Below are 25,765 nucleotides of genomic sequence, written 5' to 3'. Positions count from 1 at the left end.
GAGCGCTTTTTATTAGAAATTAATGCTGTAGCGTATAGAAACCGCCCTGCCCGGCATGTTGTAGCCGCGTTTTTCGTAGTAATTTTCGTCAGTAATATTGTTGATTTTCAACGCCAGTGCATGCGTCGAATTGATTTTAAAAGAGGCGATGAAATCAAAAACCATATATTGAGGATATTCAATTTCCGGGTTCAACGGGTCGGTATAGTCAATATCCTTTCTTGTACCGACAGACCTGCCCGACAATCGCACCCTGAGCCAGTCCAGGTTATCGTATTCCAGACCGTAATTGAAAGTATTCTTGGCAACATTCTGAATATCCCGGGTGGTAGCGGAAGCATCAGTCCCGATGATCAGCTCTCTTGCCCTAAAAATTGACGAACCGTTCCAGTAGGCTTTCAGCGAGTAACGGAAATTTTCCAGTGCGCCAAAATCATAGGAAATCTCCGTTTCCAGACCGCTGATATTTGCGTCGGCGGCATTTACAAAACTTGCCCTGGATACAATCACATCATTGTTAGCAAGTGGTTCATGCACAGTTCTGATGATTTTGGCTATACGGTTGTCCACTTTGGTCGAGAAATAAGTCGCCCCGAAAGATATTCCTGATTTTGGCTTATGATAAGTCAGGCCCAGGTCCCAGCTCAGGCTGCTCTCGTTTTTAAGATCAGGGTTACCGGCAGTAACTGCAATCCTGCCTTTGGAATCCCTGATTTCATTATAACCCGCCACACTGTATGCGTCGGTTGTTACAAATGCCCGGCCTGCTGCCACCTTCAGTTGTAAAAACGGGACCAGCTGATAAGTTATCCCCAGGCTGGGGCTGGTAAAGGGGTTTGTTTTCTTACCAGCTTTATAGGTTGGCAAAAGTGCGGTTTCGCGCACATCGAATGTGATATTATCGTAGCGAATACCCGGCTGGATCGTCAGACGGTTGAAATTGAGCAGTGCCTGGGCGTAAAAGGCGGACGAAATGATCGCATAAGCAGGTTGGGTAGGGCCGCGTTCGGTGGTATCATTGGTCCATCTTCTGCTGTTGGTGGAAGCGTTGAGGTAATCATATCCCAGTATCAATGCATGGTTGCGTATTTTCCAGACATCCTTGACCTGAATACCCTTCCAGGCATTGTGCAATTCTGCCGAGCGAAAAGGAATCACCGGTTTGCCGGACGTGTTGAGTGTGTAATTCTTGGTATTCTCCTCTGATCCAAACACTTTGATCCCCGGGCTGTGATTTCCGATCTTGCCTGTCAGCGAAAAATCCAGGGCGGCGCGGTCCACATCCTTGGTACTGGCTTCGGTGCTGCCCGAAGAGATTTCTCCGGGTGATTCCACATCTTTCGCCTGGAAACTTTCGCCGCCAATGTCCGCACGCCAGTTTTTGGTCAGCTGATAACCCACCCGCAGCCTTCCGGAATAATAGTGCAGCTTTGTAAAAGGCCTTCTCTCGCCGTCAGTCACAGTTTCATCTACGTTTTCAACGGGTAGGGTCGTATAGTTTTTTTGAGCCGATTCAAAACCGAAAGCATGACGAAGCCAGTTGTTTTTTCCGATCTTGTAGTCTTTGACTCTTTCGAAATAGTTGAATGAAAGATCATAATCCAGCTTTTTAGTCAGATTTCCGCCTGAATTGATCCCAGCCTGAACGGTTTGAAAGCTGCCGTATTCCACAAACCCATTTCCTTTCACATCTCCTTTTGAATGCGCCGTAATCACGTTGATCACCCCACCCATGGCCTGCGAACCATACAATGAAGATGCAGGCCCTTTCAATACCTCAATCCGTTCGACGCCGTTCAGGTTGATTTGCGACAGATTGGTAGCGCCGGCAGGCCTGCCATCGATCAGCAGCAGCGTACGCTGGTTAAGCCCCGAAAACTGAGGCCGGAAACCCCTGATCCCGATTCCTGACGATAAATTTGGATATTGAATCACGTCGACCGCAGCCGTTTTTCTTACGATGTCGGTCAGGTCCGTGGCCGGTGTCATCTGAATATCTTCTTTCGATATCAGTACCAGTTTCAGTGCAATAGTCTCTTTTTTTGTTTCAAAACGCGTGGCAGTCACGACCACGGGGTTCAGGAGGTTTTGGTGCGTAGAATCGGCCGTCTGGGCCGCGGAGGCATGACAAATAAATTGAAAAGCAAACAGGGCGATGACCGGGTGACAATAAAAAAAATCAAAAAACCGTCGCATCGCGACAAAATATGTGTAGAAGAAATGTTTCATTATGAATGTTTAAAAAAATAAATGTCGCACGGTTTTAAAATATCGATTGCATCCCATACAATGTAATCCCTCCGATTACAATGGAAAACACCCCGACGACATAGTTCACGATTTGCAGGAATTTTTCCCGTTTAGACACGAATTTGCCGATAGAAAAAGCGAAGAAATATCCGTATGCCGACATAGAGATGATGATCCCAAGGCTTTGGATCACAATGATCCAGACAGCCGTTTTGGCGTCGCTGGCTGCCAGGGTCAAAGCCACCGCGCACGCCCCGCCTGTACCTGCCAATCCATGTATCATGCCTACCCAAAACGACCTGCTGAACTTTTGAGGGGCATTTGAGACGGTAACAGACGGTGTTTTTCTGAAATTCCTGCGTATAGCCACGATGCCCAGCCAGATCATCAGCGGCCCCACGAGCAGCTCCACTTTGCCGGAGACCTCCAGCGAAAAGGTCGATTTGAGAAGGAGTACCAGTACCGCGAAAAGGATCAGTGTAAACGAATGTCCCAGTGCCCAGTGCGACGACCGCCAGATGAGTTTCCACCGCCGGGACGGATTTTGTTTTTCATCGGTCGCGAGTACGGAAACAGCGGCCATGTGATCGGGTTCAAAAGAATGTTGGACGCCTAGCAGCAGGGAATCAACGAGCAGATAATTGATCATAACAATCGAATAAAAGTTTCACCCGCCGAGCGGGATTAAGTGACTTTATCCGGATTGAAATAGGGAAAACAGGGGAGAAGGCAAAGCAAAAAGTTGCCCGCCAAATTCCTCTTTACCTTTCTTCCCGAAAGCAAAACGGATATTCTCAGCTGGCAGGTCTTCTGGCTCGTTCAGTCATTGACGCCTTCCCGGGGGTTTATTTTTGAATGATTGAATGATTGAATGATTGAATAAAAATTAAATATTCAGTCATTCAATCATTCGGTCATTCAAAATTGACCCATTCAAAATTGAATTCCCAGTGGCATTTATCAAGACCCTTGTATTTGAACTTACAGCAGCGGGTACTGCTCCGGATTTTCACCGGATTCCCTTTTAATCACGCCACAGGCGCGAACCAAATGAAGCTGCAAAGCTAGGTTATTTTGGGGTTTGGAAAAGAGAAAATATGAAGTAGACAAAAATTCTTATATTTAGATAAAATGTCCACTTTCGAAAATTATGTCCACTTTAAGCAAAGGAATTGATGTAAAAGGATCGGCAAATGAAATTGTATGGAAGATCCTGGGCGGTACGAAATTCATGGATAAGGAGCCTGTTTCTGGTCTGGATTTCCTGGTAGTCAGCGCAAAAGGCATTTCAAAGTCTTCGGTAGAAAACCTGGCCCATGTGATGGATATCCCCATGAAAGACATGGCCGCGCTGCTGAATTTATCATACAAAACCCTGGCGCGAAAAAAGAAGGCTGATGTTTTGAATACCCTTGTGTCGTCTTTATCCATTGAAATTGCCAATACAATGGCGAAAGGCGTTTCGGTTTTTGAAGATTTTGACAAATTGAACCGCTGGCTGCATAAAGAGAACAAGGCGCTCAATGGGCAAAAGCCTTTTGATCTGCTTAATACACCCACCGGAATTAAGCTCGTTAACCAGGTGCTTGGCCGGATCGAAGATGGCGTTTATTCCTGATGCACATGATATTATACAGAATTGCCAAACGTCAACAACGCGCGAATGATCTGAGCGGACAGGGAGCAGCGAACGAAGGTGGTCGCTGGAACAGTGAAGGCGTTTTCGCATTGTATACCAGCGAAAGCAGGGCGCTGGCGATGCTCGAACTCCTGGTTCATGTTGACGAAACGGAGCTGCCTCCCAACCTGTTCCTCATGACTATCGAGGTCGACGACAGTGCTTCGTTTTTTGAAATAATGGACGAAGAATTACGGGACGACTGGCGCCAGCCCGAGAATCTGGTATTAAAACTTAAAGGGGATAAAATTTTCCAGGAGCAAAATTTTATCGGATTAAAGGCAAGAAGTGCGGTTATGCCTCCCGAATACAACTATGTCCTCAATCCGCTGTTTCCCAGGTTTTACGATTTGGTAAAAGTGATCCATATCGAGGATTACGTACTGGACAACCGGTTATAAATTGAAAAATGCCTCCCCGTATTTTTAATTTATTCCTATACCTTTACGTCCAAAACAAGTTCTTTACTTTATTTTTCCAACAGGAAAGGGTTTTACTAACCAGTGAATTAATAGGGAATCGTGTGCAAATCACGAACTGTCGCGCAACTGTAAGTAACACCAGAAGTTTATATCGGAGTCATATCCACTAGGAGGCCAATGAGTGAATGAGAGAATGACTGAATAATAAAAAAATTAAACATTCGATCATTCAATCATTCAAAATTAAAACTCCCGGGAAGGATGATATAAATGTTACAAGTCAGGAGACCTGCCTTTTCTTTGTTGACAATGCTTTCGCGGAATGAAGCTAGTCTGGTCTGGATATTTTTGTTCAGGAGTTGATACACTCGTGGACCATCGTGACTTTTGTCGCGCAACCAATCCTTCTTTTTTTTATCCCTTCCGATTGCCTTGTAAAATGCAGCAAGGAGCTTTTAACTCATCTGAACATTTGTTAAAAGTATGCAAACGATTAAAAACTGCCGTCCGCGAACTGACAGCAGCAACATCACAAAACAGTCGAAATTTTACTTTTCAATTGCTTTTTTTCTCCAATTCATCCTCTATCCGGACCATGTTCTGGCCGATCAGTCCGGGCGGGTCAAGGGTGCCATTTTAAATGATGCCGGCGATCCGGTCGCAGGGATACACGTGCGGCTGGAAGGTACGGGCTATGCTGCGGTGACCGACGAAGAAGGCCGTTTTGAGATCAGAAATGTAGAAACCGGAAGCTACACATTTCTGGCGGGCGGCGTGGGTTATGAGGCTAAAAAAGAGAACATTCTGGTAAAAGCCGGTGAAGTCACTGTTTTGAATTACAAGCTTAACGGCATCACCAACGAGCTTTCGGAAGTGGTGATCAGCACGAGCAGGAGGCCTGCATTTTCGGCAGTCAATAAAATCAACGTTCCGCTGCGTGATATGCCTGTAACAACCTCAACGGTTTCGGTCAAAACCATTGAACAGCGTGGTGCAGATGATCTGGGAGAAGCCATGAAAAACACGACGGGTGTTCGTGCCAACAATACTTACGGTGGTTTTCAGCATTTTACGATCCGGGGATTTTCCAATTTTGTATTGCTAGTAGACGGTGTCCGCGACGAGCGGCATACTATTTCAACCAGTGCGCCAAACACCAATCTGGCGAACGTGGAAACCATTGAGGTACTGAAAGGGCCGGCATCGGTTTTATTCGGGCATTCGGCTTTGGGCGGAGTTATCAATATCGTCAGAAAGCGGCCTACTGCTGATTTTAAGGCAGATTTTTCAGCGGCTTACGGCAGTTTCAATACCAGGAGAATCCGTGCAGGAGCAGGTGGTTCGATCAGCGACCAGCTGCGTTACCGGGTGGATTTTGGTATGTCGGACACCGACGGATACCGTCATTCCGGCTCCAATACCAACAATGGTTACCTGGCTTTGGAATATACGCCGACCGACAAAGACCAGTTTTATCTCACCATCGGTGCCAATAAAGACATTTACGATACCGACGCAGGGATTCCAATGCTCGAAGGCAGCAAAGTAGCACCGGGCATGAACGTGAACACACGTTACAACGATCCGCAGGATTTCCTGAAACATACCCGCTACGATTTCCAGCTGAAATATGTTCATCAGTTTTCAAATCATTTACGTTTGTCCAACCAGCTTTCTTACTACGATGACAACATCAATTACTTTTCTACGGAGGAACTGAGTTTTAATCCTACGCTGGATTCGCTCACGCGCTCGTACCCATTTTATTTTAACCACCTTACCAAACCCTGGCAAAACCAGCTTGAACTAACCTATGAATTCAGCACAGGGAGCATCGGGCATAAACTGCTGGCGGGATATTCGGTAAGTATGCTGGACAGAAAAACCTACAACGGAGAAGTTTTCGGGCCGGGTCTGAATGCGACGATTCCGTTCAATAGTCCTGTTCTGAACCAGGGCTATCTTGGTATTGAAGATTATGATTACCGTGCCACCATGGAAAATGTCCATGGAATTTACGTGCAGGATTTTATACGTTTTTCTGACAAAGTGAAAGGTCTGGCCGGCTTGCGTTATGATATTTTTGACGGTACTTATTATACCAATAAAGTGGATGCGAGCCGGAACATCACGGAGCGCGGCGCAAAAAGCACCATATCTAAATCGGCGCTTACATACAGGCTGGGCATTGTTTATCAGCCTGTTGAACCTGTTTCCTTCTATGGTTCTTATTCAACTTATTTCAAACCATCCCGTCGCGTAGCGCCCAATGGTGAAACTTTCGATCCGGAAACCGGGTACCAGGGCGAAGTGGGCAGCCGGCTGGAAATTTCGCTCAGATGGGCGGGTAATGTCTCGCTGTATTATATGCGGAAAAACAATCAGGTCGAAGCTCTGCCGGGCGGGGTTTATCGCCGGATCGGTTCGGCGGAATCAAAAGGTTTTGAAATTGAGCTGAACGGAAACCCTGCTCCTGGTCTGGACATCAACGCGGGCTATACTTTTTCCAAAGCGAAATATCTGAAGCATGCGGGCGGTGAAATCAATCCGGTTGCCGGTAAAGTGGCTTCATTCTCTCCCGAAAACATGCTGAACGCCTGGGTTAACTACGAAATTCAGAACGGCGCGATCAAAGGGGTGAGCATCGGCGCCGGGGCCAATTACATGGATGAAACATTTACCAATAGTACCAATAGCTATGTGCTGCCGGCTTACACTTTGTTCGATGCAGCCATTGGTTACCGGGTCGGAAGGGTAGGGCTGCGGCTGAACACGAATAACATTTTTAACGAAAAGTACTTCGCCAACGCCATATTCGCCAACCAGTTTTCACCCGGCGCCACGAGAAATTTTCTGGTGAGTTTGAAGTATAATTTGTAAAAATTTAATAGCCACGGATTCACAAATGGACACGAATCCGCATTCGTGAAAATCCGTGAATCCGTGGCAAAATCAAAAATGAAGACATTCACCAAAATATTCCTGCTAATCCACCGCTATCTTGGTGGCCCGGAATCGCAAAATTGGTTTTGGAGATTTTAAGTCTTCCCATAATCAGAAATAGCAATGATTTTAACGACTAAAACAACGACTGATTTTGGCTAGTTCGCATTTCCTCATTTCCGCTCCGTCCAGCAACTCGGGTAAGACCACACTTACGCTGGGCTTGCTGCGTGCATTGAAAAAGCGGAATCTGACCGTGCAGCCCTTCAAATGCGGGCCGGATTATATTGATCCCATCCACCATACCCAGGCGGCTGGTCATCAAAGCATCAACCTGGATACATTTATGTCTTCGGATTCGCATGTGGAGGAAATATATGCAAAGTATTCCGGTATCGCCGATGCTGCCGTAACCGAAGGCGTGATGGGATTGTTTGACGGGGCGGACAAAATGCAGGGCAGTAGCGCGGCCATTGCCGAACTGCTGGGAATCCCGGTCATCCTGGTGGTGGATGCGCGATCAATGGCCTATTCGGCGGCGCCTTTGCTGTATGGTTTCAAGAATTTTTATCCGGGTATCAACGTTGCCGGCGTTATTTTCAACTTTGTGAATACAGCTTCGCACTACCGGTTTTTGCAGGGTGCCTGTGCTGATGTGGGCGTTGAAGCGTTAGGTTATTTGCCTAAAAACAATGATCTGGCGATACCGTCCCGCCATCTTGGATTACATATATCAGGCGAAACAAATTATGAAAAAGTCATTGAGAATGTAGCAGCGGCAGTTTCGCAGACAGTGGATCTGGACCGTTTACTTGCCATTACAAAACGCGATCAGCCGATATCAAGATTTCGATCAACATCGTCAAAAGCCATTCAGCAGCTTAAAATCGCAGTCGCGCATGATGAGGCATTTACATTTTTATACCAACAGAACATTGATGTTCTCGCTGAATTCGGGGAAATCACCCGATTCAGTCCCGTGCATGACCACCAATTACCGAAAACCGACTTTTTATACCTGCCTGGCGGCTATCCTGAATTGTTCGCGAAAGAACTGAGTGCCAATAAAACCATGCGCGAAAGCGTCGGCGAATACTGCCGGAACGGTGGATTGACTTACGCAGAATGCGGCGGCCTGATGTATCTGGGAAAAACCCTGACCAATAATCAAGGGAATACATTTGATATGGTCGGTGCTCTTGATTGCAATACCAGCATGCTGCATTCAAAAATGACGTTGGGTTATCGCGTCGGAAACTGGGACGGACTGGAATTCCGGGGTCACGAATTTCACTATTCGGGTTTTACAAACAACGAACTAGCAGAAGCAAAAGCAAAAATCACTAACGCCAAAGGCATTGAAACAGAAACCAAACTGTATCGAAAATACAACACTTTTGCCTCCTATATGCATGTGTACTGGGGGGACAACAGGGGGTTCCTGGAAAAACTGCTGGAACTCGTCACTTGATCGTCATTCTTGGTCATGGATTGTTACTGACAGAAAAAAATGCCACCTCAATAACTAACATTTGACTAGCAATGACTACAAATGACCATCTATGACCAAAAGTGACAATAAATGACCACCATTTAATATAAAAAATGAATAACCCTAAACGCCAACGAGTTACCCGATCAGACGGCAAATCGATCAACCTGGTGCAGCGCAGGGGGCATTTGTCCTACTGTTACAATGCTTGCTGCTGCGGCCGGGTGGACAGGGGCTACGCGGCCATTCCGGTTGAGCTTTACAAAAGCGAGTGGCTCAGGCGTAAGCTTCGTAATACCGTACACATGACCAAAGGCGGTTGCCTGGGCCCGTGCACGCTTGCTAATGTGGTTACTTTGTTGTTTGACGGGCATTCGGTCTGGTTTCATTCGATCAACAACGATTGGCAGATCATCGCAATTTTTGATTATATCGAAAGCATGGTCAAGGCCGACAGGTACCTGGTGCCGCCCGCCGATCTGGCCGAATATGTATTTCAATTTTATACCTGGAAAGGTTCAGAAAATGCCACGGTTTCGGGGCAAACTGCATTGCCGACAGAAGGCATCGTCTTCATGACCCACGCCGACACCGATCTGCTGGCGCTTAACAGGGCTATGGAAATATTGCCGGAGGATTTTCCAAAGACATTGGGCATGAGTCTGACGGGAATCAAAAGCGAGGAGCAGATGGCGCAATTGCTGGAACGGGAGATTGCGGAAGCCAAAATTGTCGTCGTGAGGATCCACGGCCGGCTAAGCAGTATACCCGGCTTTAATGAACTGGTGAATCTGGCAAAACAGCGGGGACAGCATCTTATTGTGGTAAGCGGTACCGGTGAGCTCAATCCTGAATTTGCCGCTGTTTCAACAGTACCTCCAAATATTTTACAGGAAACGCTGAACTATCTGCAGGCTGGGGGCTACAATAACCTGACATCTATGTTATTTTATTTGTCGGATCATTTGCTGATGACGGGATTTGGAGCGGAACCGGCCGTTGCACTTCCTGAGCACGGAATTTATCACCCGGATCTGCCCGAAAATGCAGAAGTTACCGACTGGCTGAAATACCATAACCCGCGCCGCCCAACTATTGGTATTACCTTCTATCGTGCCCACTGGATTAGCGGCAATACTGGTTTTGTAGACGCAATGATCCGCTCGCTGGAAGAACAGGAATTGAATGTGTTGCCTGTTTTTACATCCTCTCTCAAATCCGTCGACCCGGAAACCGGTAAGCCATTTTCCTTTCAGTTTTTTAAGGCTCCTGTGCGTGTGGATGTTTTGATCAATACCATTTCGTTTGCTATGACCGACTTACAGCCCACATATACAGCGGTCGGGTCAGTCAGCAAATCCGTGCAGTCGCTCACCGGTTTGGATGTTCCGATCTTGCAGGCGATCACCAGCGGTATGAGCCGAGGGCCGTGGGAATCGTCGGCGAGGGGGCTGAACCCGCTGGACACAGCAATGAATGTGGCTATCCCGGAGTTTGACGGAAGAATTATTACTGTTCCGATATCTTTTAAAGAAAAAGGCAGGGAAACAAAGGGTTATGAACCACTCGGAAACCGGATTGAAAGGGTAACCGGACTTGCGCTCCGTCTTGCGAGATTGAAGCACTTAACAAACTCAGAAAAGAAAATCGCGTTCATTTTTACCAATTCCAACACCAAAGCTTCTCAGGTAGGTAATGCGGTGGGACTTGACGCGCCTGCTTCGCTGATGAATATTCTTCATGCCATGCAGGCCGAAGGTTACCGGATCAAAAACCTTCCTGTGTCAGGCAATGAATTGATCCATAGTCTGATAGACAGATGTTCTTATGACGAGAATTATCTCACGCCCGCTCAGCTTGCCAATGCGGCGGGACGTGTATCGGCGGATCAGTACAAAAGCTGGTTTGAAGAATTGCCTCAGCAGATCCAGCACAAAATCACAAAACAATGGGGACCGCCACCGGGCGAAACTTATGTGCACGACGGGCATATCGCGCTGGCCGGTCTTGATCTGGGCAATGCATTTGTAGCCCTGCAACCGCCACGCGGCTACGGCATGGATCCGGACGCAATTTATCATCAGCCCGACTTGCCCCCGACGCACCATTATCACGCACTGTACCGCTGGCTGCGGGATGAATGGGCGGCAGACGCCATCGTACACGTTGGTAAGCACGGCACACTGGAATGGCTTCCCGGCAAAGGGGTTGGATTATCTGAAAATTGCTTTCCTGATGCATTGCTGGGCGATATGCCGCTGTTTTATCCTTTTATTATCAACGATCCGGGCGAGGGCTCTCAGGCGAAGCGGCGCGCGCATGCAGTGGTCGTCGATCACCTCACGCCACCCATGACTTCTGCGGATAGTTATGGCGAGCTGGCGCAACTCACCCAACTTGTAGACGAATACTACCAGGTTGAAAGTCTCGATCCCGCCAAGTTACCGCTATTGCAAAGGCAGATCTGGGAGCTGATTAAACAGACAAATCTCGACGCCGACCTGGCAGCCATGTTAAGCAGGGACCACGGTGACCATAAGCACGATTGGGACGATGACATGACACCCGAGGGCGTGCCGGTGAGTCTGACCGAAATGGACGGAAAAGATATTGCGCATTTGATCGAAGATATTGATGGTTATCTCTGCGAGTTAGGTGCGGCACAAATCAGGAATGGCTTGCATACCTTGGGCGAAATGCCGGTTGACCAGGCTTTGATTGATATGCTGCAATCGCTCACACGCCTTCCCAATGCCAATATTCCCGGTTTACAGTCCGAATTGGCTGAGGTTTTTGGGGTGGACATAGATATTGTTTTGGCAAGAAAAGGTGAAAAAATACAGAACGTATCATCGCGTTTTCAAAACCTGGCCGGCAGGCCTGTTATCACCGGTGCGGATGCCCTGGAAGTGATCGACGAGCTGAGCAATCATTTGTTCCGGCTTTTAGAAAAATATCATTTTGATATAAAATCAATTGACGCTGTCATTTTTGAAACGCTGGATATATCGCCGGATAACGCTGTTTTGAGCAGGGTTAAAAAGATCTTGGAATTCGTTTGCCGGGAACTGGTGCCAAATCTTGCGCGGACAGATGAAGAAATCACAAACTTGCTGCATGGACTTTCAGGCGGCTACGTTCCGGCTGGCCCCAGTGGCGCGCCTACGCGAGGGATGGCCCATATCTTGCCGACAGGGAGGAATTTTTACGCCGTCGATCCCCGCGTGCTGCCTTCCAAAGCGGCCTGGGAAGTAGGCCAGCAGCTTGCCCGCGAAGTATTGGACCGCCATTTCAAAGAAACAGGCCGGTATCCTGAAAGTGTAGGGATCAGTATATGGGGCACGAGTGCGATGCGTACACACGGGGATGATGTGGCCGAAGTACTGGCGCTGCTGGGCGTGCGTCCTTTGTGGCAGGTAGAAAGTCGCCGGATCACAGGTGTTGAGGTGATTGATTTGGTAGAATTGAACAGGCCGCGTATCGATGTCACGACGCGTATCAGCGGATTTTTCAGGGATGCTTTTCCACATTTGATCGATCTGATGGACGAAGCCGTGCAACTGGTAATTGCGCAGGACGAACCTGACGATCGGAATTTTATCCGTAAACATTATCTGAAGGATTTGTCCGACCTTCAAAAAAACAATGAGCTTTCGCCCGAAGAAGCCGAAGAACGGGCGGGTTACCGGATTTTTGGTGCCGCGCCGGGAAGTTACGGTGCAGGGATCTTGCCTTTGATAGATGAAAAAAACTGGCGTTCAGATGCTGATTTTGCGCAAGCCTATGTGAACTGGGGTGGATATGCCTATTCGAGAAATGCCCAGGGCATTGACGCACGGGATGAGTTCAAAAATCAGCTTGCCGGGGTTGAAATCGCCCTGCATAATCAGGATAACCGCGAACACGATATCTTTGACAGCGACGATTACCTGCAATTCCACGGTGGGATGATCGCTACGATCAGAAACCTCACCGGACATCAGCCAAAGCATTATTGTGGCGATTCTCAAAATCCTGCGCATCCGGTAGTACGCGATCTCAAGGAAGAAGCGCTCCGCGTTTTCCGTTCCCGGGTAATAAATCCGAAGTGGATCGAAAGCATTAAAAAGCACGGATATAAAGGCGGGCTTGAACTGACGGCCACAGTAGATTACCTGTTCGGCTATGATGCCACAGCCAGGGTCGTCGACGACTGGATGTACGAAAAAGTAGCAGATACTTACGCGTTGGACCCTGCTATGCAGCAGTTTTTTGAGGAAAGCAACCCCTGGGCGTTGCACGCCATTTCGGAAAGGCTGCTGGAAGCAATACAACGAGGCATGTGGGCCGAGCCATCGGCACAAATGCTGGAAGGGTTGAAAGAGTTGTATTTAAAAAGTGAGGAGTTGGTGGAAGGGAGAGGGGGGTGAGGGGGAAAGGGAAGAAGGAGGAAAGGGAAGAAGGAGAAAGTGTTGAAGGAGGAAAGGGAAGAAGGGGAAAGGAGCGAAGCGGAGGAAAAAGATACACCGTCAAAAAACCCAAAATGCCCGCAGGGCTAAATACAACAACAAAAGATGCCCCAGCGGGGCAAAATATCGGTAGCCCCGGAAGTGTTGAAGGAGGAAAGGGAAGAAGGAGGAAAGGAGCGAATCGGAGGAAAAAGATATACCGTCAAAAAACCCAAAATGCCCGCAGGGCTAAATACAACAACAAAAGATGCCCCAGCGGGGCAAAATATCGGTAGCCCCGGAAGTGTTGAAGGAGGAAAGGGAAGAAGGGGGAAAAGGGAAGAAGGAGGAAAGGAGCGAATCGGAGGAAAAAGATACACCGTCAAAAAACCCAAAATGCCCGCAGGGCTAAATACAACAACAAAAGATGCCCCAGCGGGGCAAAATATCGGTAGACCCGGAAGTGTTGAAGGAGGAAAGGGAAGAAGGGGGAAAAGGGAAGAAGGAGGAAAGGAGCGAAGCGGAGGAAAAAGATACACCGTCAAAAAACCCAAAATGCCCGCAGGGCTAAATACAACAACAAAAGATGCCCCAGCGGGGCAAAATATCGGTAAAAATGTATCCATTTACGGCAATTGTAGGACAGGAGCGGTTGAAGCAGGCGTTGTTATTGTGCGCGGTGAATCCGGGTATCGGCGGGGTTTTGATCAAAGGCGAGAAAGGGACGGCGAAAAGTACCGCGGCACGTGGTTTGTCGGAGGTAATGCCGGTTATTCAGCGGGTGAAGGATTCGGTTTTTAACATTTCAGGCGGAGAATTTCTGGTTAGTAATCCTGCTGAGATGGATTTTGAAACCGAAGAAATGGCCGTGCCGTTTGTTGACCTCCCCCTTGGCGCGTCCGAAGACCGGGTGCTGGGAAGTCTCGATCTGGAAGCGATTATTTCCGAAAAGAAGAAAAAATTGCAGCCCGGATTGCTTGCCGCAGCGCACAGGGGTATTTTGTACATCGATGAAGTAAACCTTTTGCCGGATCACTTGGTGGATATTTTGCTGGACGTATCGGCTTCCGGCATCAATACCGTGCAGCGCGAAGGTCTGTCTGTAAGTCATGCATCCAGGTTTGTGCTCATAGGGACTATGAACCCCGAAGAAGGAAATTTGCGGCCGCAGTTTCTGGATAGGTTTGGGTTGATGGTAGAAGTAGGCGCACAGCAAGATGTAAAGGAAAGAACCGAAGTGGTGCGCAGAAGAATGGCCTTTGAGGCCGATCCTGTGGGTTTTAATAACAAATGGAATGTTTCCCAGGAAGCATTGACAACCCAGATCCGCCGGGCGCAGCAATTGCTGCCGTCGGTTGAAATGCCGGATGGTCTGCTCACACTGATCAGCCAGGTATGCATCGAATGGTCGGTAGCGAGTTTGCGGGCAGATATCGTCATGTACAAAACAGCCATCACCCTCGCCGCGTGGTCCGGGAGAGCCAAAGTCAACGCCGAAGACATCAAACAAGCCGCAAGCCTGGTACTTCTTCACCGCAGAGGCAGACACCCCCAGCCCCCCAACCCCGGGATTCATCCCGGGGCCGAAGCGAGCGAAGGAAAGAAGCCTGAAACCGACGAAGGCAGCCACCCCAACCCCGGGATTCATCCCGGGGCCGAAGCGAGTGAAGGAAAGAAGCCTGAAACCGACGAAGGCAGCGACCCCAACCCCGGGATTTATCCCGGGGCCGAAGCGAGCGAAGGAAAGAAGCCTGAAACCGACGAAGGCAGCGACCCCAACCCCGGGATTCATCCCGGGGCCCAGGAGTACGGAGAAGAAGCGTGCACACCCGACACCAGCCCTTCAGTATTCGCAGCCGCGCCAGGACAGCAGCTACCCAATCTCCAATCAGAATCGCCTGTTTCAGCCTCCGAGTGGGCCAATGGCCGCCGGAGTAAAGCCGTCAACACACCCAAAGGCTTTCAAATCAGGGCCGAAAAGGACTCGTTAGCAAAAGATATAGCCATTACAGAGACATTAACCCATGCCATTTTTCGTAATCCTGATGATATCCTGATAAGAAAGGACGATTTGCATCAAAAAATAAGAAGTGGAAAAATCGGGCATCTGATCCTTTTTGTGGTGGACGCTTCCGGCTCGATGGCCGCCGGGAAAAGAATGGAAGCTGTGAAGGGAAGTGTGTTGAGTTTGTTGAAAGACGCTTATCAAAAGCGGGACATGGTCGGTGTGATTTCATTCCGGGGTGTGGAGGCTGAAATACTGCTGGAACCTACATCGAGCATTGACCTCGCGGAAAGCGCAATGGAAAACCTGCCGACAGGCGGCCGTACACCCCTCGCACATGCTATGCAACTGGCACAACGGATTTTGAAACAATATCCAAACCGTCAGCAGATCCAGCCGTGGTTGATTGTGCTCAGTGATGGAAAAGCTAATGTCCCGCTGGCGGGAGGCGGCGATCCATGGCAGCATACTTTAGAGCTGGCGTCGGCCATAGCCGGTTCTGGCATACAGTCGCTGGTATTGGATACCGAAAAGGGATATTTGCGCTTCGGACGCGCAGCAGAGCTGGCGGCAGCGCTGGGAGCCGAATGCCTGTCCCTGGAAGAATTTTCCGCCAGTAGCATCACCGACACCATCTGGTCAAAAATCAGTTAAATGGCAGAAACAAATCACCGCAAAAGCAAAAAAAAGCTACCAAAAAAGGCCCCATCCGGGCCAAATATCGGTAGCAAAATGTTACGTCCAATTATGTTCGTCGGCACCGGTTCGGATGTCGGGAAAAGTGTCATCACCGCCGGGTTTTGCCGGATTTTTAAACAGGATGGATATCATCCCGCGCCTTTCAAGGCGCAGAATATGTCGCTGAACAGCTATGTAACGGCCGACGGCTTGGAAATGGGTCGGGCGCAGGTCGTACAGGCGGAGGCAGCCGGTATTTCATGCCAGTCCGACATGAACCCCGTTCTGTTAAAACCAACCAGTGATAAATCGTCACAGGTGATTTTGAATGGAAAACCTGTTGGCAACCAGTCGGCTTACGAGTATTTTATGGCAAATGACCGCCGGGAATTGTTTGCCTCGGTGAAGGAAACATATGATCGGCTTGCGGCAAAATATTCGCCCATCGTGCTGGAAGGTGCGGGAAGTATTTCAGAGCTGAACCTGAAACACCGCGACATAACCAATTTGCGGATGGCAGCCCATGCCGGGGCTGCCACCTACCTGATCGGCGACATTGACAAAGGAGGGGTTTTTGGCAGCATTTACGGGACCATTGCCCTGCTCACCGAGGAAGAACGTGCCTGCATGAAAGGTATTATCATCAACAAATTCCGGGGCGACGGGCGATTATTTGAAGACGGCAAACGTATGCTGGAAGACTTGACGAAGCTGCCGGTGGTGGGGATTTTACCTTATTTTCGAGATATCCATATCGAGCAGGAAGACTCCGTTTCGCTCGATTCCAAATACCGGAAATCGGTAACAGGCAGGGTTAATGTAGCCGTGGTACTGCTCCGGCGCCTTTCCAATTTTACCGATTTTGACCGGCTCGAAAATGATCCGAGGGTCAATTTGTTTTACTCACACGACCCTTCTGAAATCGCGAAGGCCGACATTGTGATTGTTCCCGGTAGCAAAAATACGATTGAAGATATGCTCGCTATCAAAAATAACGGCGTCGCGAAAGCTATTACGGAAGCACATAAAGCTGGTAAAACGGTGATAGGGATTTGCGGAGGGTACCAGATTCTTGGTACCGGAATCGCTGATCCGTCTCAGGTAGAAGGAAGTATCGAAAGCATTCCAGGGCTTGGGATATTACCGGTAAGTACAGTACTGAAAAGAGAGAAGACAACGCTGCAATGTTCATTCTCTTTCCTCAAAAGTGATGTGGCGGGTAAAGGTTATGAGATACACATGGGCGATACCGAGGTTTCTGGTGCCGAATCCCCGGTGGCGCTGCTGGGCGACGGGAGAAAGGACGGTTATTACCTCAGTGACAAAACCTGGGGAACATACATCCATGGTATCCTGGACAACGACCATGTGATCGATCACCTGTTAGCCCCCTATACCTCGGAGGCGCCGGGACATCGGATGAGTTTTCAGGAATTTAAAGAACAACAATATAACAAGCTGGCCCACCTGATCCGTGCCAATGTGGATATGGATCAGATTTACAGCAGTTTACGTAATTGAATGATTGATATGTTACACGGACACGGGGATGACGGCTATATGCACGGAAAAGAAATCGCAGCGGACTTCAGTACCAATGTATGGCACGCGGGCGAGCCGGAAGGCTTGAAGGATTACGTTTGGAAAAAGTGGAACGCTGTCAACAAATATCCGGAAGTGGTGGCCGAGAGTCTATCAAAGAAGATAGCTGCGCACCATGGCGTCTCAGAAGGACAGATTCTGGTCAACAATGGTAGTACCGAAAGCATTTACCTCATCGCCCAGCTTTTCGCCGGCAGGAGAACGACTATCCTTACACCAAGTTTTTCGGAGTATGAAGATGCCTGCCATATTTTCGGGCATGAGCTCAGGTTTTTGCCATGGTCGGAAGCTATGGAATTGCCTCAGCTTCAAGCGGATCTGGTGTTTATTTGCAACCCCAATAACCCAACCGGAAAGGTTTTCGCTGATCTTGTATTCTGGGTCAAACGCAGCCCCGGTTGTCTGTTTGTGATCGATGAGGCATTTATTGATTTCACCATTGGCGTAGATTCTGCAATCCCGCTTTTGGAAAAATTTAAAAATGTAATCGTTTTGCGCTCACTAACAAAAGCTTACGCCATTCCCGGTCTACGGCTGGGTTATGTCGTTGCGCAGGAGGATCTGATACGGGAGCTCATGGCGATCAGGCAGCCCTGGACGGTCAATACCCTTGCGCAGGCGGCGGGGGAATTCATTTTTGATCAATATGAACAAATTCAACTGCCTGTTGCACAGATACTTTTGGATAAAAATGATCTTGTCAGACAGCTGCAATCCAATGATGCCATTGTTACCGAAGATAGCGCTACCCATTTTTTTCTATGTAAAACATTGGTCAGAAACGCCGGCCAACTGAAACAATTCCTGCTGGATAAGCACGGCATTCTGATCAGGGATGCGGGGAATTTCAGGAACCTTACCCGCCAGCATTTCCGCGTGGCAACACTTAATCCGGGAAAAAATAGCTTGTTAATCAATGCATTGGAAGAATGGAAAGAGCTGTATTACTGATCATTCCGCTGCTGGCAGGGTACTTATTGGATCTTTTGCTAGGAGATCCGGACAATTGGCCGCATCCGGTGCGGGTGTTTGGTAATATGATCGCAAAAGGTGAAAAGGTGCTGAATAAAGGATCCCACAGATTTCTGAAAGGAATGTTTCTGGCGATTGTGATGGTAGCAGCGGTTTATTTCTTTTTCCATTATCTGAATCGGATCATCCGGCCTTATCCCTGGCTTTATGTATTGATCAACAGTCTTTTTGTATGGTACGGACTTGCCAATAAAACGCTGATCCGGGAAGGAAAAGCAGTTTTTGATAAACTGAAAACAAACGGGCTGGAAGCGGGGAGGTTGCAGCTTTCCAGGATTGTGGGACGGGATACAAGTCGGCTTTCCGCCCAGCAGATCAGGATCGCAGTGCTGGAAACAATGTCCGAAAACCTGAGCGACGGGGTGGTTGCCCCATTGTTTTTTTACCTGATTGCCGGCGTGCCCGGTATGATGGCTTACAAGATGATCAATACGATGGATTCCATGCTCGGGTACAGAAATGAACGGTATGAATGTTTCGGAAAATTCGCCGCCCGGCTGGATGATGTCGCCAATCTGGTCCCGGCAAGGCTTACCGCGCTTTTGATGGTCCTGGTTACGGGCAGTGTGAGAGGGTTCAGGTTTGCTGTGAAATTTGGCAACAAACATAAAAGCCCGAACGCGGGCTACCCCGAGGCAGCTTTGGCGGGCATACTGAATTGCAGGTTCGGCGGGCCGAATGTCTACCACGGTATGTTGGTACAAAAGCCTTTTATAGGTGAAACAGAGCGGGAAATTGAGGATTTTGAAATAGAAAAAACGAGCCGGATCAATCACAGCGTCTGTTTTGTGATGGTATTGTTATGTGGTTTTTTGATACATCTAACAAAATTATAAATGCCTGGAATGATCATTACCGGTGGCCCCGGATCGGGCAAATCGACGTTGCTGGAAGCATTGAAACAAAAGGGTTTTGAGGTTGTGCCGGAAGTATCACGCGAACTGATCAGGGAACAGGTTGCATTGGAAAGCAATTGCTTACCATGGGTAGATCTGGCCGCGTTCGCGCGACTTTGCCTTGCAAAAATGGTAGCCAATTTCCGTTCGGCCGGCACACATGCAGTTACTTTTTTTGACCGGGGCATTCCCGATATTCTGGCTTATCTGAAAGCCGGTGGGCTGCAAATTGATCCATTGTTTTATCAGGCTTCGGAGCAGTGCAGGTATGCCTCCACAGTTTTTATCGCGCCGCCCTGGGAGGATATTTATGTCAACGATGACGAACGCTGGCAGACATTTGAAGAATCTTTTCGTCTGTATCAGTCTATTTATGAAGTGTATACGGGTGAAGGTTACCGGGTTATCGAGCTGCCCCGCGCTACGGTGGAGCAAAGAGTTGAGTTTATTACCAAAGCTGTTTGTCAATGAGTTTGAAACAAAATACTATTGCTGTACTTGTCATGCTGGGACTGTTGGCCGGGTGCAGCAGCTCTTCTTCCCTGTATGAAAAAAATGAAATCAGGCGGGGCGGTAACGATTCTTTTTCGGGGAAAATCAGGATAAACCACGCGAAAGGATTTACAATCGATTACCACAAAAACTTCAAAATCGTCAGAATACTAAGCCCTTTTGAAAAAAATACGGATACCATGACGTACCTGCTTGTGCAGCGGGGTACACCCAGGCCCAAGGGGTATCCGGCGAGTCAGGTGATCGAAATTCCGGTGCGTAGCCTGGTGGCGATGTCGTCCCTGCACATTGGTCTGGTTGGTTTTCTGGAAGCGGAGGACGTACTCACGGGTTTGGGAAATCTGATGTATGTTTCGTCACAAAGGGTGATCGACCGCATCAGATCGGGGAAAATTGTGGAGGTGGGTAAGGATCAGGGTTTAAATGAAGAGCTGCTGGTTACGATGAAGCCAGATCTGATCATGGCGACGGGTAGTCCGGTTTCCAAAATGAGCCGCTACGCTTCCCTGAACGCAGCCGGGATCCCGGTGCTGATCAATTCAGAATGGGTGGAAACCACGCCCCTTGCCCGGGCCGAGTGGGTGAAATTGCTTGGTGCGCTGCTCAACAAGGAGGCAGAGGTGAATGCGAAATTCGAAAAAGTGGAAAAGGAATATAACCGGCTGGCAGATATGGGCAGAAAAGCGACTGCAAAACCCCGCCTGATCACGGGTATGAATTCGCGGGATGCCTGGTTTGTGCCCAATGGCAACTCTTATGTGTGCCAGTTTTTAAAAGATGCAGGCGGCGCATACCATTGGGCAGATACCAAAGCCACGGGCAGTTTGCCGCTTAGTTTTGAAGCCGTTTATCCGGTTGCACTGGAGGCCGATTTCTGGATCAATGTGAGTATTGGAAATATTGAAACAAAGCAGGAAATCCTGGCAAGAGACGTGCGTTATGCCGATTTCAAAGCATTTAAAAATGGTCAGATTTACGGTTACAACAAACGTTTCAACACCCAGGGCGCAAACGATTACTGGGAATCCGGCGCTGTAAACCCGCAGGACGTACTGGCCGATCTGATCAAGATCCTGCACCCCGAGCTGCTGCCGAAGTGGGAGCTGGTTTATTACAAGAAGCTGTTGGCTGTTAGCTATTAGCTTTTGGTTTTTTGGATTTGTTCGATAACTATTCACTTTCGTAATATATCTATGAAAGCTAATAACCGAACACCCAAAATCTCCACAGCTAACACCAAACGACACGCAAAAAGCTAATACCCGATAATTAAATAAATAAAATTAAAAAAGCTGATAGCCAACAGCTAACAGCCAACAGCGTAAAAAAATGAAGATCTACACCAAAAAAGGAGACAAAGGAACAACGGGATTATTCGGCGGGAGCCGGGTTTCCAAAGATGATGTGCGGATCGAGTGTATCGGGACGCTGGACGAAGCGAATTCTACCATTGGTTTACTGCGCGTGAAGCTCGGTGCCGACCATGAATGGCAGCCGAATCTGCACAAAATCCAAAAGGATCTGATGGATATGATGTCGCATCTGGCCAGACCGTCGGATGCCAAAAAAGAAAACAAAAACCCGATGCCGGTGGACGGGGCGGAGTTTTGTGAAATATGGATCGATGCGCTGGAAGGAGCTATGACGTCTCCGTCGGACTATTTTTTACTGCCGGGCGGCAACGAAGTTTCTGCCCTTTGCCACGTGGCCCGGACACAAATGCGTCGCGGAGAAAGGCGATTGGTGTCGCTCATCAAAACGGATGAAGTGCACGAGGCAATTCCGGCCTATATCAACCGCCTTTCGGATCTGTTTTTCACCCTCGCGCGGGCAGAGATGGACAAGGCGGGCGTGGCTGAGGAAAAATGGCAGCTGTTTTTGTATAAACGTTTCAAAACGGCTGAATAAATGATCATATATATAAGCGGCGGTGCACGGAGCGGCAAGAGCAGGTATGCCCAGCAAATGGCATTGCAATTGAGCGAAAACCCGGTTTATGTGGCTACGGCCAGGATTTGGGATGAAAATTTTGCAAAACGCGTGGAGCTTCACAAAGCGGACCGCGGGCCGGAATGGTCGGTGCTGGAAAAGGAGCACAACATTCATTTGCTGCCGTTGGAAAACCGCATCGCTGTCATTGATTGTGTCACCCTCTGGCTCACCAACCTTTTTGTGCGTTTTGAGGAGGATACGGAGAAAACGCTGGATGCCTTCAAAGCCGAAATCGATGCAATTGATGGCCTGGCGGGTACTTTTATTATCATTTCAAATGAAATAGGAATGGGTGTGCACGCGGAAACCGAACTCGGACGGAAATTCACGGACCTGCAGGGCTGGGCTAATCAATATGTGGCTTCCAAAGCGGAGAAGGCCATATTTATGGTTTCCGGACTGCCGATGTCTTTAAAATAATGATCAGGTCACAAGCAAAAATATAGTATGCAAAAAGATTTCAAAAACCTGATTCAGGAGAAAATAGACACGAAGACCAAGCCTCTGGGCGCGCTGGGCATGCTGGAAAAACTGGCTTTCCAGATTGCCTCGGTTCAGAAAACGCTGACGCCGGAACTGGTTGCACCGCATATTATTGTTTTTGCAGGCAGCCACGGTATTGCTGCGCAAGGTGTAAGTGCTTATCCGTCAGAAGTTACGGCTCAAATGGTGTTGAATTTTCTGCATGGAGGTGCGGCGATCAATGTCTTTACCAAACAGCATGGAATTGCATTGAAGGTTGTAGACGCAGGCGTGGATTTTGAATTTGTAAACCATGAAAAACTGGTCAACGCAAAAGTAGGTTTTGGTACAAAAAACTTTCTGGAAAGTCCCGCCATGACGCAGGCAGAATTTGAGCAATGTCTCGAAAAGGGAGCGGAATTGGTAAGGCAGGTGCGGAAATCGGGCTGCAATGTGATTGGTTTCGGCGAAATGGGAATTGGCAACACGTCGGCTGCGGCGGTAATCATGAGCAAATTGCTCGGTTTGCCTATTGAAGCATGTGTCGGAAAAGGTACCGGCCTGGATGATGCGCAGCTCGACAAAAAAACTGCGTTACTGCAAGCGGCCATTGATTTTCATGAAAATGTAAATAACACACCCAAAGGAGTTTTACGAACATTCGGCGGGTTTGAGATCGCAATGATGTGCGGTGCCATGATGGAAGCAGGGGCGCAGGATATGCTTTTGCTGGTGGATGGTTTTATCGCCTCGGTAGCATATTTGTGTGCATTTCAGATGAAGCCGGAGTTGAAAAACAATGCTGTTTTTTGCCATCAGTCGGATGAAAAAGGACACCGGCTTTTACTCGAAAAACTGAATGCCGAACCTGTTTTGAGCCTTGGTATGCGGCTGGGCGAGGGGACGGGCTGTGCGGTCGCGTATCCAATTTTACAAAGTGCCGCAGCGTTTTTGAATGAAATGGCCAGTTTCGAAAGTGCCGGTGTAAGCAGTAAGTCAGTATGAAAAACCAGCTTGATCTCTTCTTTGCCGCCCTGCAGTTTTATACCCGCATTCCTATTCCTAAGTCGGTCGCTTTCAAGCCTGAAAACCTAAGTTCCGCTACCCGGTTTTTACCGCTGATAGGCTGGCTGGTCGGCCTCGTTTCTGCGGCGGTGTATTTGGCAGTTTCCTATCTGGCGAGTGATTCAATCGCAATAATATGTTCAGTGATCGCTTCGATATTAACTACCGGGGCTTTGCATGAAGATGGTTTCGCGGATGCCTGCGATGGTTTTGGCGGCGGCTGGACGAGAGAAAAAATCCTGCTGATCATGAAAGACAGCCGGATCGGGACCTACGGAGTGGTCGGTCTGGTCTGCATGCTGACTTTGAAATTCTATTTGTTACAAGCGCTTGTGGTTTTCGCTGAACATGCGCCAATTCAAATTGTTTTATTCATGATCTGTGCCCACGCACTCAGCCGGTTCATGCCCCCGATCGTGATTTACAGCCAGCCTTATGCGCGGGATACGGACGACAGCAAGTCAAAACCGGTGGCGCAAAACGTGACCGCCGGAACTTTGGCGATCGCAGCGATTTTTGCGATCATCCCGCTTATTTTATTTACAACAATCCTTAAAACACCCTTACTGCTACTGTCGACAGGTTTTCTTTTGCTGATTACCTGGCTGATGAACCGGTATTTTACCAAATGGATAGGCGGGTATACCGGCGACTGCCTGGGCGCGATCCAGCAGGTTTGCGAAATCGGGTTTTACTTTTTTCTGGTGGTATTATGGAAATTTATCTGATCCGCCATACCACGCCGGAACTCACGCCGGGCCTTATTTACGGTCGGCTGGACGTGCCGTTAACGTCGGAATTTAATGAAGAATTGGAACTGATTAAAACAAAACTGCCCGAAAATTTCGATGTTGTTTATTCAAGCCCGGCGACGCGTTGTACCATTTTAGCGAAAGAAATTGACGATAAATTTATCACAGATTCACGGCTTACCGAACTGCATTTCGGTGACTGGGAGGGCAAAACCTGGGATACGGTCGATCAGGGTGCATTGCAGATATGGATGGATGATTTTGTGAATGTCTGTGTGCCGGGAGGTGAAAGTATGCTGGACCTGAAAAAGCGGGTTGCGGAATTCTGGGAAGATCTGAGACAAAAAGATCATCAAAAAATCGCGGTTGTAACCCACGCGGGTGTGATCAGGATGTTGCTGACTTTGTATCGAAAATCACCTCTGGAAGATTTTTTCAGGATCGAGGTAAAATATGGGGATGTTAACAGGATCAGTTTATAGCCGGGTATCCTTTTTAAAGCTTAATGGTATATTCATATCAAAAAGTGTTTTTTAAGGTATGTTTGACATTTCCATATCGAAAAACAAATGAACAGAAGGGATTTTATTCAGACAACTGTAACCGGCACAGTAGCATTGGGTGCAGAAAACGGGACTGTTCCCGGAGGAATTCAGCGCAGCAGATTTTCACTCGATCAGAACAGGGTCAAAATTTATTCGCCTGATTTTACCAAACCTGTAAAAGTGCTGCTGGTTTCGGATACGCATTTGTGGATGGACGATCAGCGCGGCGTGCCATTTACGCAGTACAGCGGACGGATGGCGAAAGCTTATAACCAGACCAAACATTTCCAGACCGGCCAGCCGACCAACCCAAACGAGTCTTTTGAAAAAATGACGCGTCTGGCCCAGGATTCCAAGGTGGATTTGCTGGCATTGCCGGGCGATCTGTTCAGTTTTCCGTCTGAAGCTGCAATCGACTGGGTTACCCAAAAGCTTTCCGAAGCAGGGGTACCTTATCAATATGCAGCAGGAAATCACGACTGGCATTATGAAGGTATGGAGGGAAGTCTGGTCAATCTCCGCAGCCAGTGGGCGGACCAGCGACTGAAACCTTTGTACCAGGGCGGGCATCCGCTCATGACGGTGAAGGAGATCAGCGGGATCAGATTTGTGACGTTGGATAACTCCATTTACGAAATTTTGCCCGAGCAGCTCACTTTTTTCAGGGAGCAGGTGAAAACCGGCAAACCGCTGGTACTTTTCGTCCATATACCGCTTTATGCGCCGGGCCGGTCTGTTGGATTTGGATGCGGTCACCCGCAGTGGGGATGGGAAGCTGACCGGAACTTCGAACTTGAACGCAGGCCCCGATGGCCGAAAGCAGGTCATACCGAAACTACCATGACTTTTCACAACGAAGTATTTTCGGCGGCGAATGTCTTGGGTGTGTTTTCAGGACATACGCATAAACAATCGCTGGATGTGATCAATGGTATCCCTTTGTTTGTGACGGATGCAAACGCAACCGGCGCTTTTATGGATATTGAATTTTTACCTGAATCCTGAATGAAT

Annotated in this window: 19 protein-coding genes and 2 riboswitches; of the genes, 17 read left to right on the top strand and 2 right to left on the bottom strand. The window is 48.4% G+C overall.

Translation table 11 applies throughout. From position 1 onward, the window contains the following. Positions 1-12: 12 nt before the first annotated feature. The gene (locus FBF61_RS08775) at positions 13-2,229 is read right to left on the bottom strand and encodes a TonB-dependent receptor (protein ID WP_310590264.1); all 2,217 of its coding nucleotides are present in this window, start codon (positions 2,227-2,229) and stop codon (positions 13-15) included. A 34-nt stretch (positions 2,230-2,263) separates the two neighbouring features. Continuing rightward, positions 2,264-2,899 carry a hypothetical protein gene (locus FBF61_RS08770; protein ID WP_138476819.1) on the bottom strand — a complete coding sequence of 212 codons (636 nt, stop codon included), beginning with the start codon at positions 2,897-2,899 and terminating at the stop codon, positions 2,264-2,266. 134 nt (positions 2,900-3,033) lie between these two features. Continuing rightward, positions 3,034-3,316: riboswitch (cobalamin riboswitch) on the bottom strand. 84 nt (positions 3,317-3,400) lie between these two features. On the opposite strand from FBF61_RS08770, the gene FBF61_RS08765 reads away from it, so the two are divergent. The 17 genes from FBF61_RS08765 (at position 3,401) to FBF61_RS08685 (ending at position 25,759) form a co-directional block, all read left to right on the top strand. Next, a complete protein-coding gene (locus tag FBF61_RS08765; RefSeq protein WP_138476818.1) occupies positions 3,401-3,868 on the top strand; it encodes an Xre family toxin-antitoxin system antitoxin in 468 nt (155 codons plus the stop codon). A 5-nt stretch (positions 3,869-3,873) separates the two neighbouring features. Next, positions 3,874-4,329, top strand: coding sequence for an RES family NAD+ phosphorylase (locus tag FBF61_RS08760; protein ID WP_166444472.1), 456 nt, complete (start codon positions 3,874-3,876; stop codon positions 4,327-4,329). Between the two features lie 70 nt (positions 4,330-4,399). Continuing rightward, positions 4,400-4,661, top strand: a riboswitch (cobalamin riboswitch). Positions 4,662-4,833: 172 nt separating this feature from the next. Continuing rightward, positions 4,834-7,230 (top strand): TonB-dependent receptor, encoded by a 2,397-nt coding sequence (locus tag FBF61_RS08755; RefSeq protein ID WP_138476816.1) that lies wholly within the window; start codon positions 4,834-4,836, stop codon positions 7,228-7,230. Between the two features lie 217 nt (positions 7,231-7,447). Further along, the gene (locus FBF61_RS08750; protein WP_229214970.1) at positions 7,448-8,764 is read left to right on the top strand and encodes a cobyrinic acid a,c-diamide synthase CobB; all 1,317 of its coding nucleotides are present in this window, start codon (positions 7,448-7,450) and stop codon (positions 8,762-8,764) included. Between the two features lie 134 nt (positions 8,765-8,898). Continuing rightward, positions 8,899-13,194, top strand: coding sequence for a cobaltochelatase subunit CobN (cobN, locus tag FBF61_RS08745; RefSeq protein ID WP_138476814.1), 4,296 nt, complete (start codon positions 8,899-8,901; stop codon positions 13,192-13,194). A gap of 634 nt (positions 13,195-13,828) precedes the next feature. Continuing rightward, positions 13,829-15,871, top strand: coding sequence for a magnesium chelatase subunit D family protein (locus FBF61_RS08740; protein ID WP_229214969.1), 2,043 nt, complete (start codon positions 13,829-13,831; stop codon positions 15,869-15,871). 78 nt (positions 15,872-15,949) lie between these two features. After that, positions 15,950-17,416 (top strand): cobyric acid synthase, encoded by a 1,467-nt coding sequence (locus tag FBF61_RS08735; protein ID WP_229214968.1) that lies wholly within the window; start codon positions 15,950-15,952, stop codon positions 17,414-17,416. 9 nt (positions 17,417-17,425) lie between these two features. Then, positions 17,426-18,448, top strand: coding sequence for a pyridoxal phosphate-dependent aminotransferase (locus tag FBF61_RS08730; RefSeq protein ID WP_138476812.1), 1,023 nt, complete (start codon positions 17,426-17,428; stop codon positions 18,446-18,448). Next, positions 18,427-19,365: an adenosylcobinamide-phosphate synthase CbiB gene (gene cbiB, locus FBF61_RS08725; protein ID WP_138476811.1), complete on the top strand. Its 939-nt coding sequence runs from the start codon at positions 18,427-18,429 to the stop codon at positions 19,363-19,365. Before FBF61_RS08730 ends, cbiB begins: the two co-directional genes overlap by 22 nt. Further along, a complete protein-coding gene (locus tag FBF61_RS08720; RefSeq protein WP_138476810.1) occupies positions 19,366-19,896 on the top strand; it encodes an AAA family ATPase in 531 nt (176 codons plus the stop codon). Further along, complete coding sequence (locus FBF61_RS08715; RefSeq protein ID WP_138476809.1) at positions 19,893-21,080, top strand: ABC transporter substrate-binding protein; 1,188 nt, start codon at positions 19,893-19,895, stop codon at positions 21,078-21,080. The genes FBF61_RS08720 and FBF61_RS08715 overlap by 4 nt, the downstream gene beginning before the upstream one ends. A gap of 187 nt (positions 21,081-21,267) precedes the next feature. Beyond that, positions 21,268-21,846: a cob(I)yrinic acid a,c-diamide adenosyltransferase gene (locus FBF61_RS08710; RefSeq protein ID WP_138476808.1), complete on the top strand. Its 579-nt coding sequence runs from the start codon at positions 21,268-21,270 to the stop codon at positions 21,844-21,846. Further along, the gene (locus FBF61_RS08705) at positions 21,847-22,350 is read left to right on the top strand and encodes a bifunctional adenosylcobinamide kinase/adenosylcobinamide-phosphate guanylyltransferase (RefSeq protein ID WP_138476807.1); all 504 of its coding nucleotides are present in this window, start codon (positions 21,847-21,849) and stop codon (positions 22,348-22,350) included. 27 nt (positions 22,351-22,377) lie between these two features. Then, positions 22,378-23,397 carry a nicotinate-nucleotide--dimethylbenzimidazole phosphoribosyltransferase gene (gene cobT, locus FBF61_RS08700; RefSeq protein ID WP_138476806.1) on the top strand — a complete coding sequence of 340 codons (1,020 nt, stop codon included), beginning with the start codon at positions 22,378-22,380 and terminating at the stop codon, positions 23,395-23,397. Continuing rightward, positions 23,394-24,185, top strand: coding sequence for an adenosylcobinamide-GDP ribazoletransferase (locus FBF61_RS08695; RefSeq protein ID WP_138476805.1), 792 nt, complete (start codon positions 23,394-23,396; stop codon positions 24,183-24,185). The genes cobT and FBF61_RS08695 overlap by 4 nt, the downstream gene beginning before the upstream one ends. Then, positions 24,170-24,691, top strand: a complete 522-nt coding sequence (gene cobC, locus FBF61_RS08690; protein WP_138476804.1) for an alpha-ribazole phosphatase — start codon at positions 24,170-24,172, stop codon at positions 24,689-24,691. The genes FBF61_RS08695 and cobC overlap by 16 nt, the downstream gene beginning before the upstream one ends. An 87-nt stretch (positions 24,692-24,778) precedes the next feature. Beyond that, entirely contained in the window at positions 24,779-25,759 is a 981-nt protein-coding gene (locus tag FBF61_RS08685) for a metallophosphoesterase family protein (protein WP_138476803.1), read from the top strand. Positions 25,760-25,765: the final 6 nt, after the last annotated feature.

The sequence above is a fragment of the Dyadobacter bucti genome (assembly GCF_005869225.1).
GTDB classification, from domain to species: domain Bacteria; phylum Bacteroidota; class Bacteroidia; order Cytophagales; family Spirosomataceae; genus Dyadobacter; species Dyadobacter bucti.
This window is presented reverse-complemented; position numbering and strand designations above follow the sequence as displayed.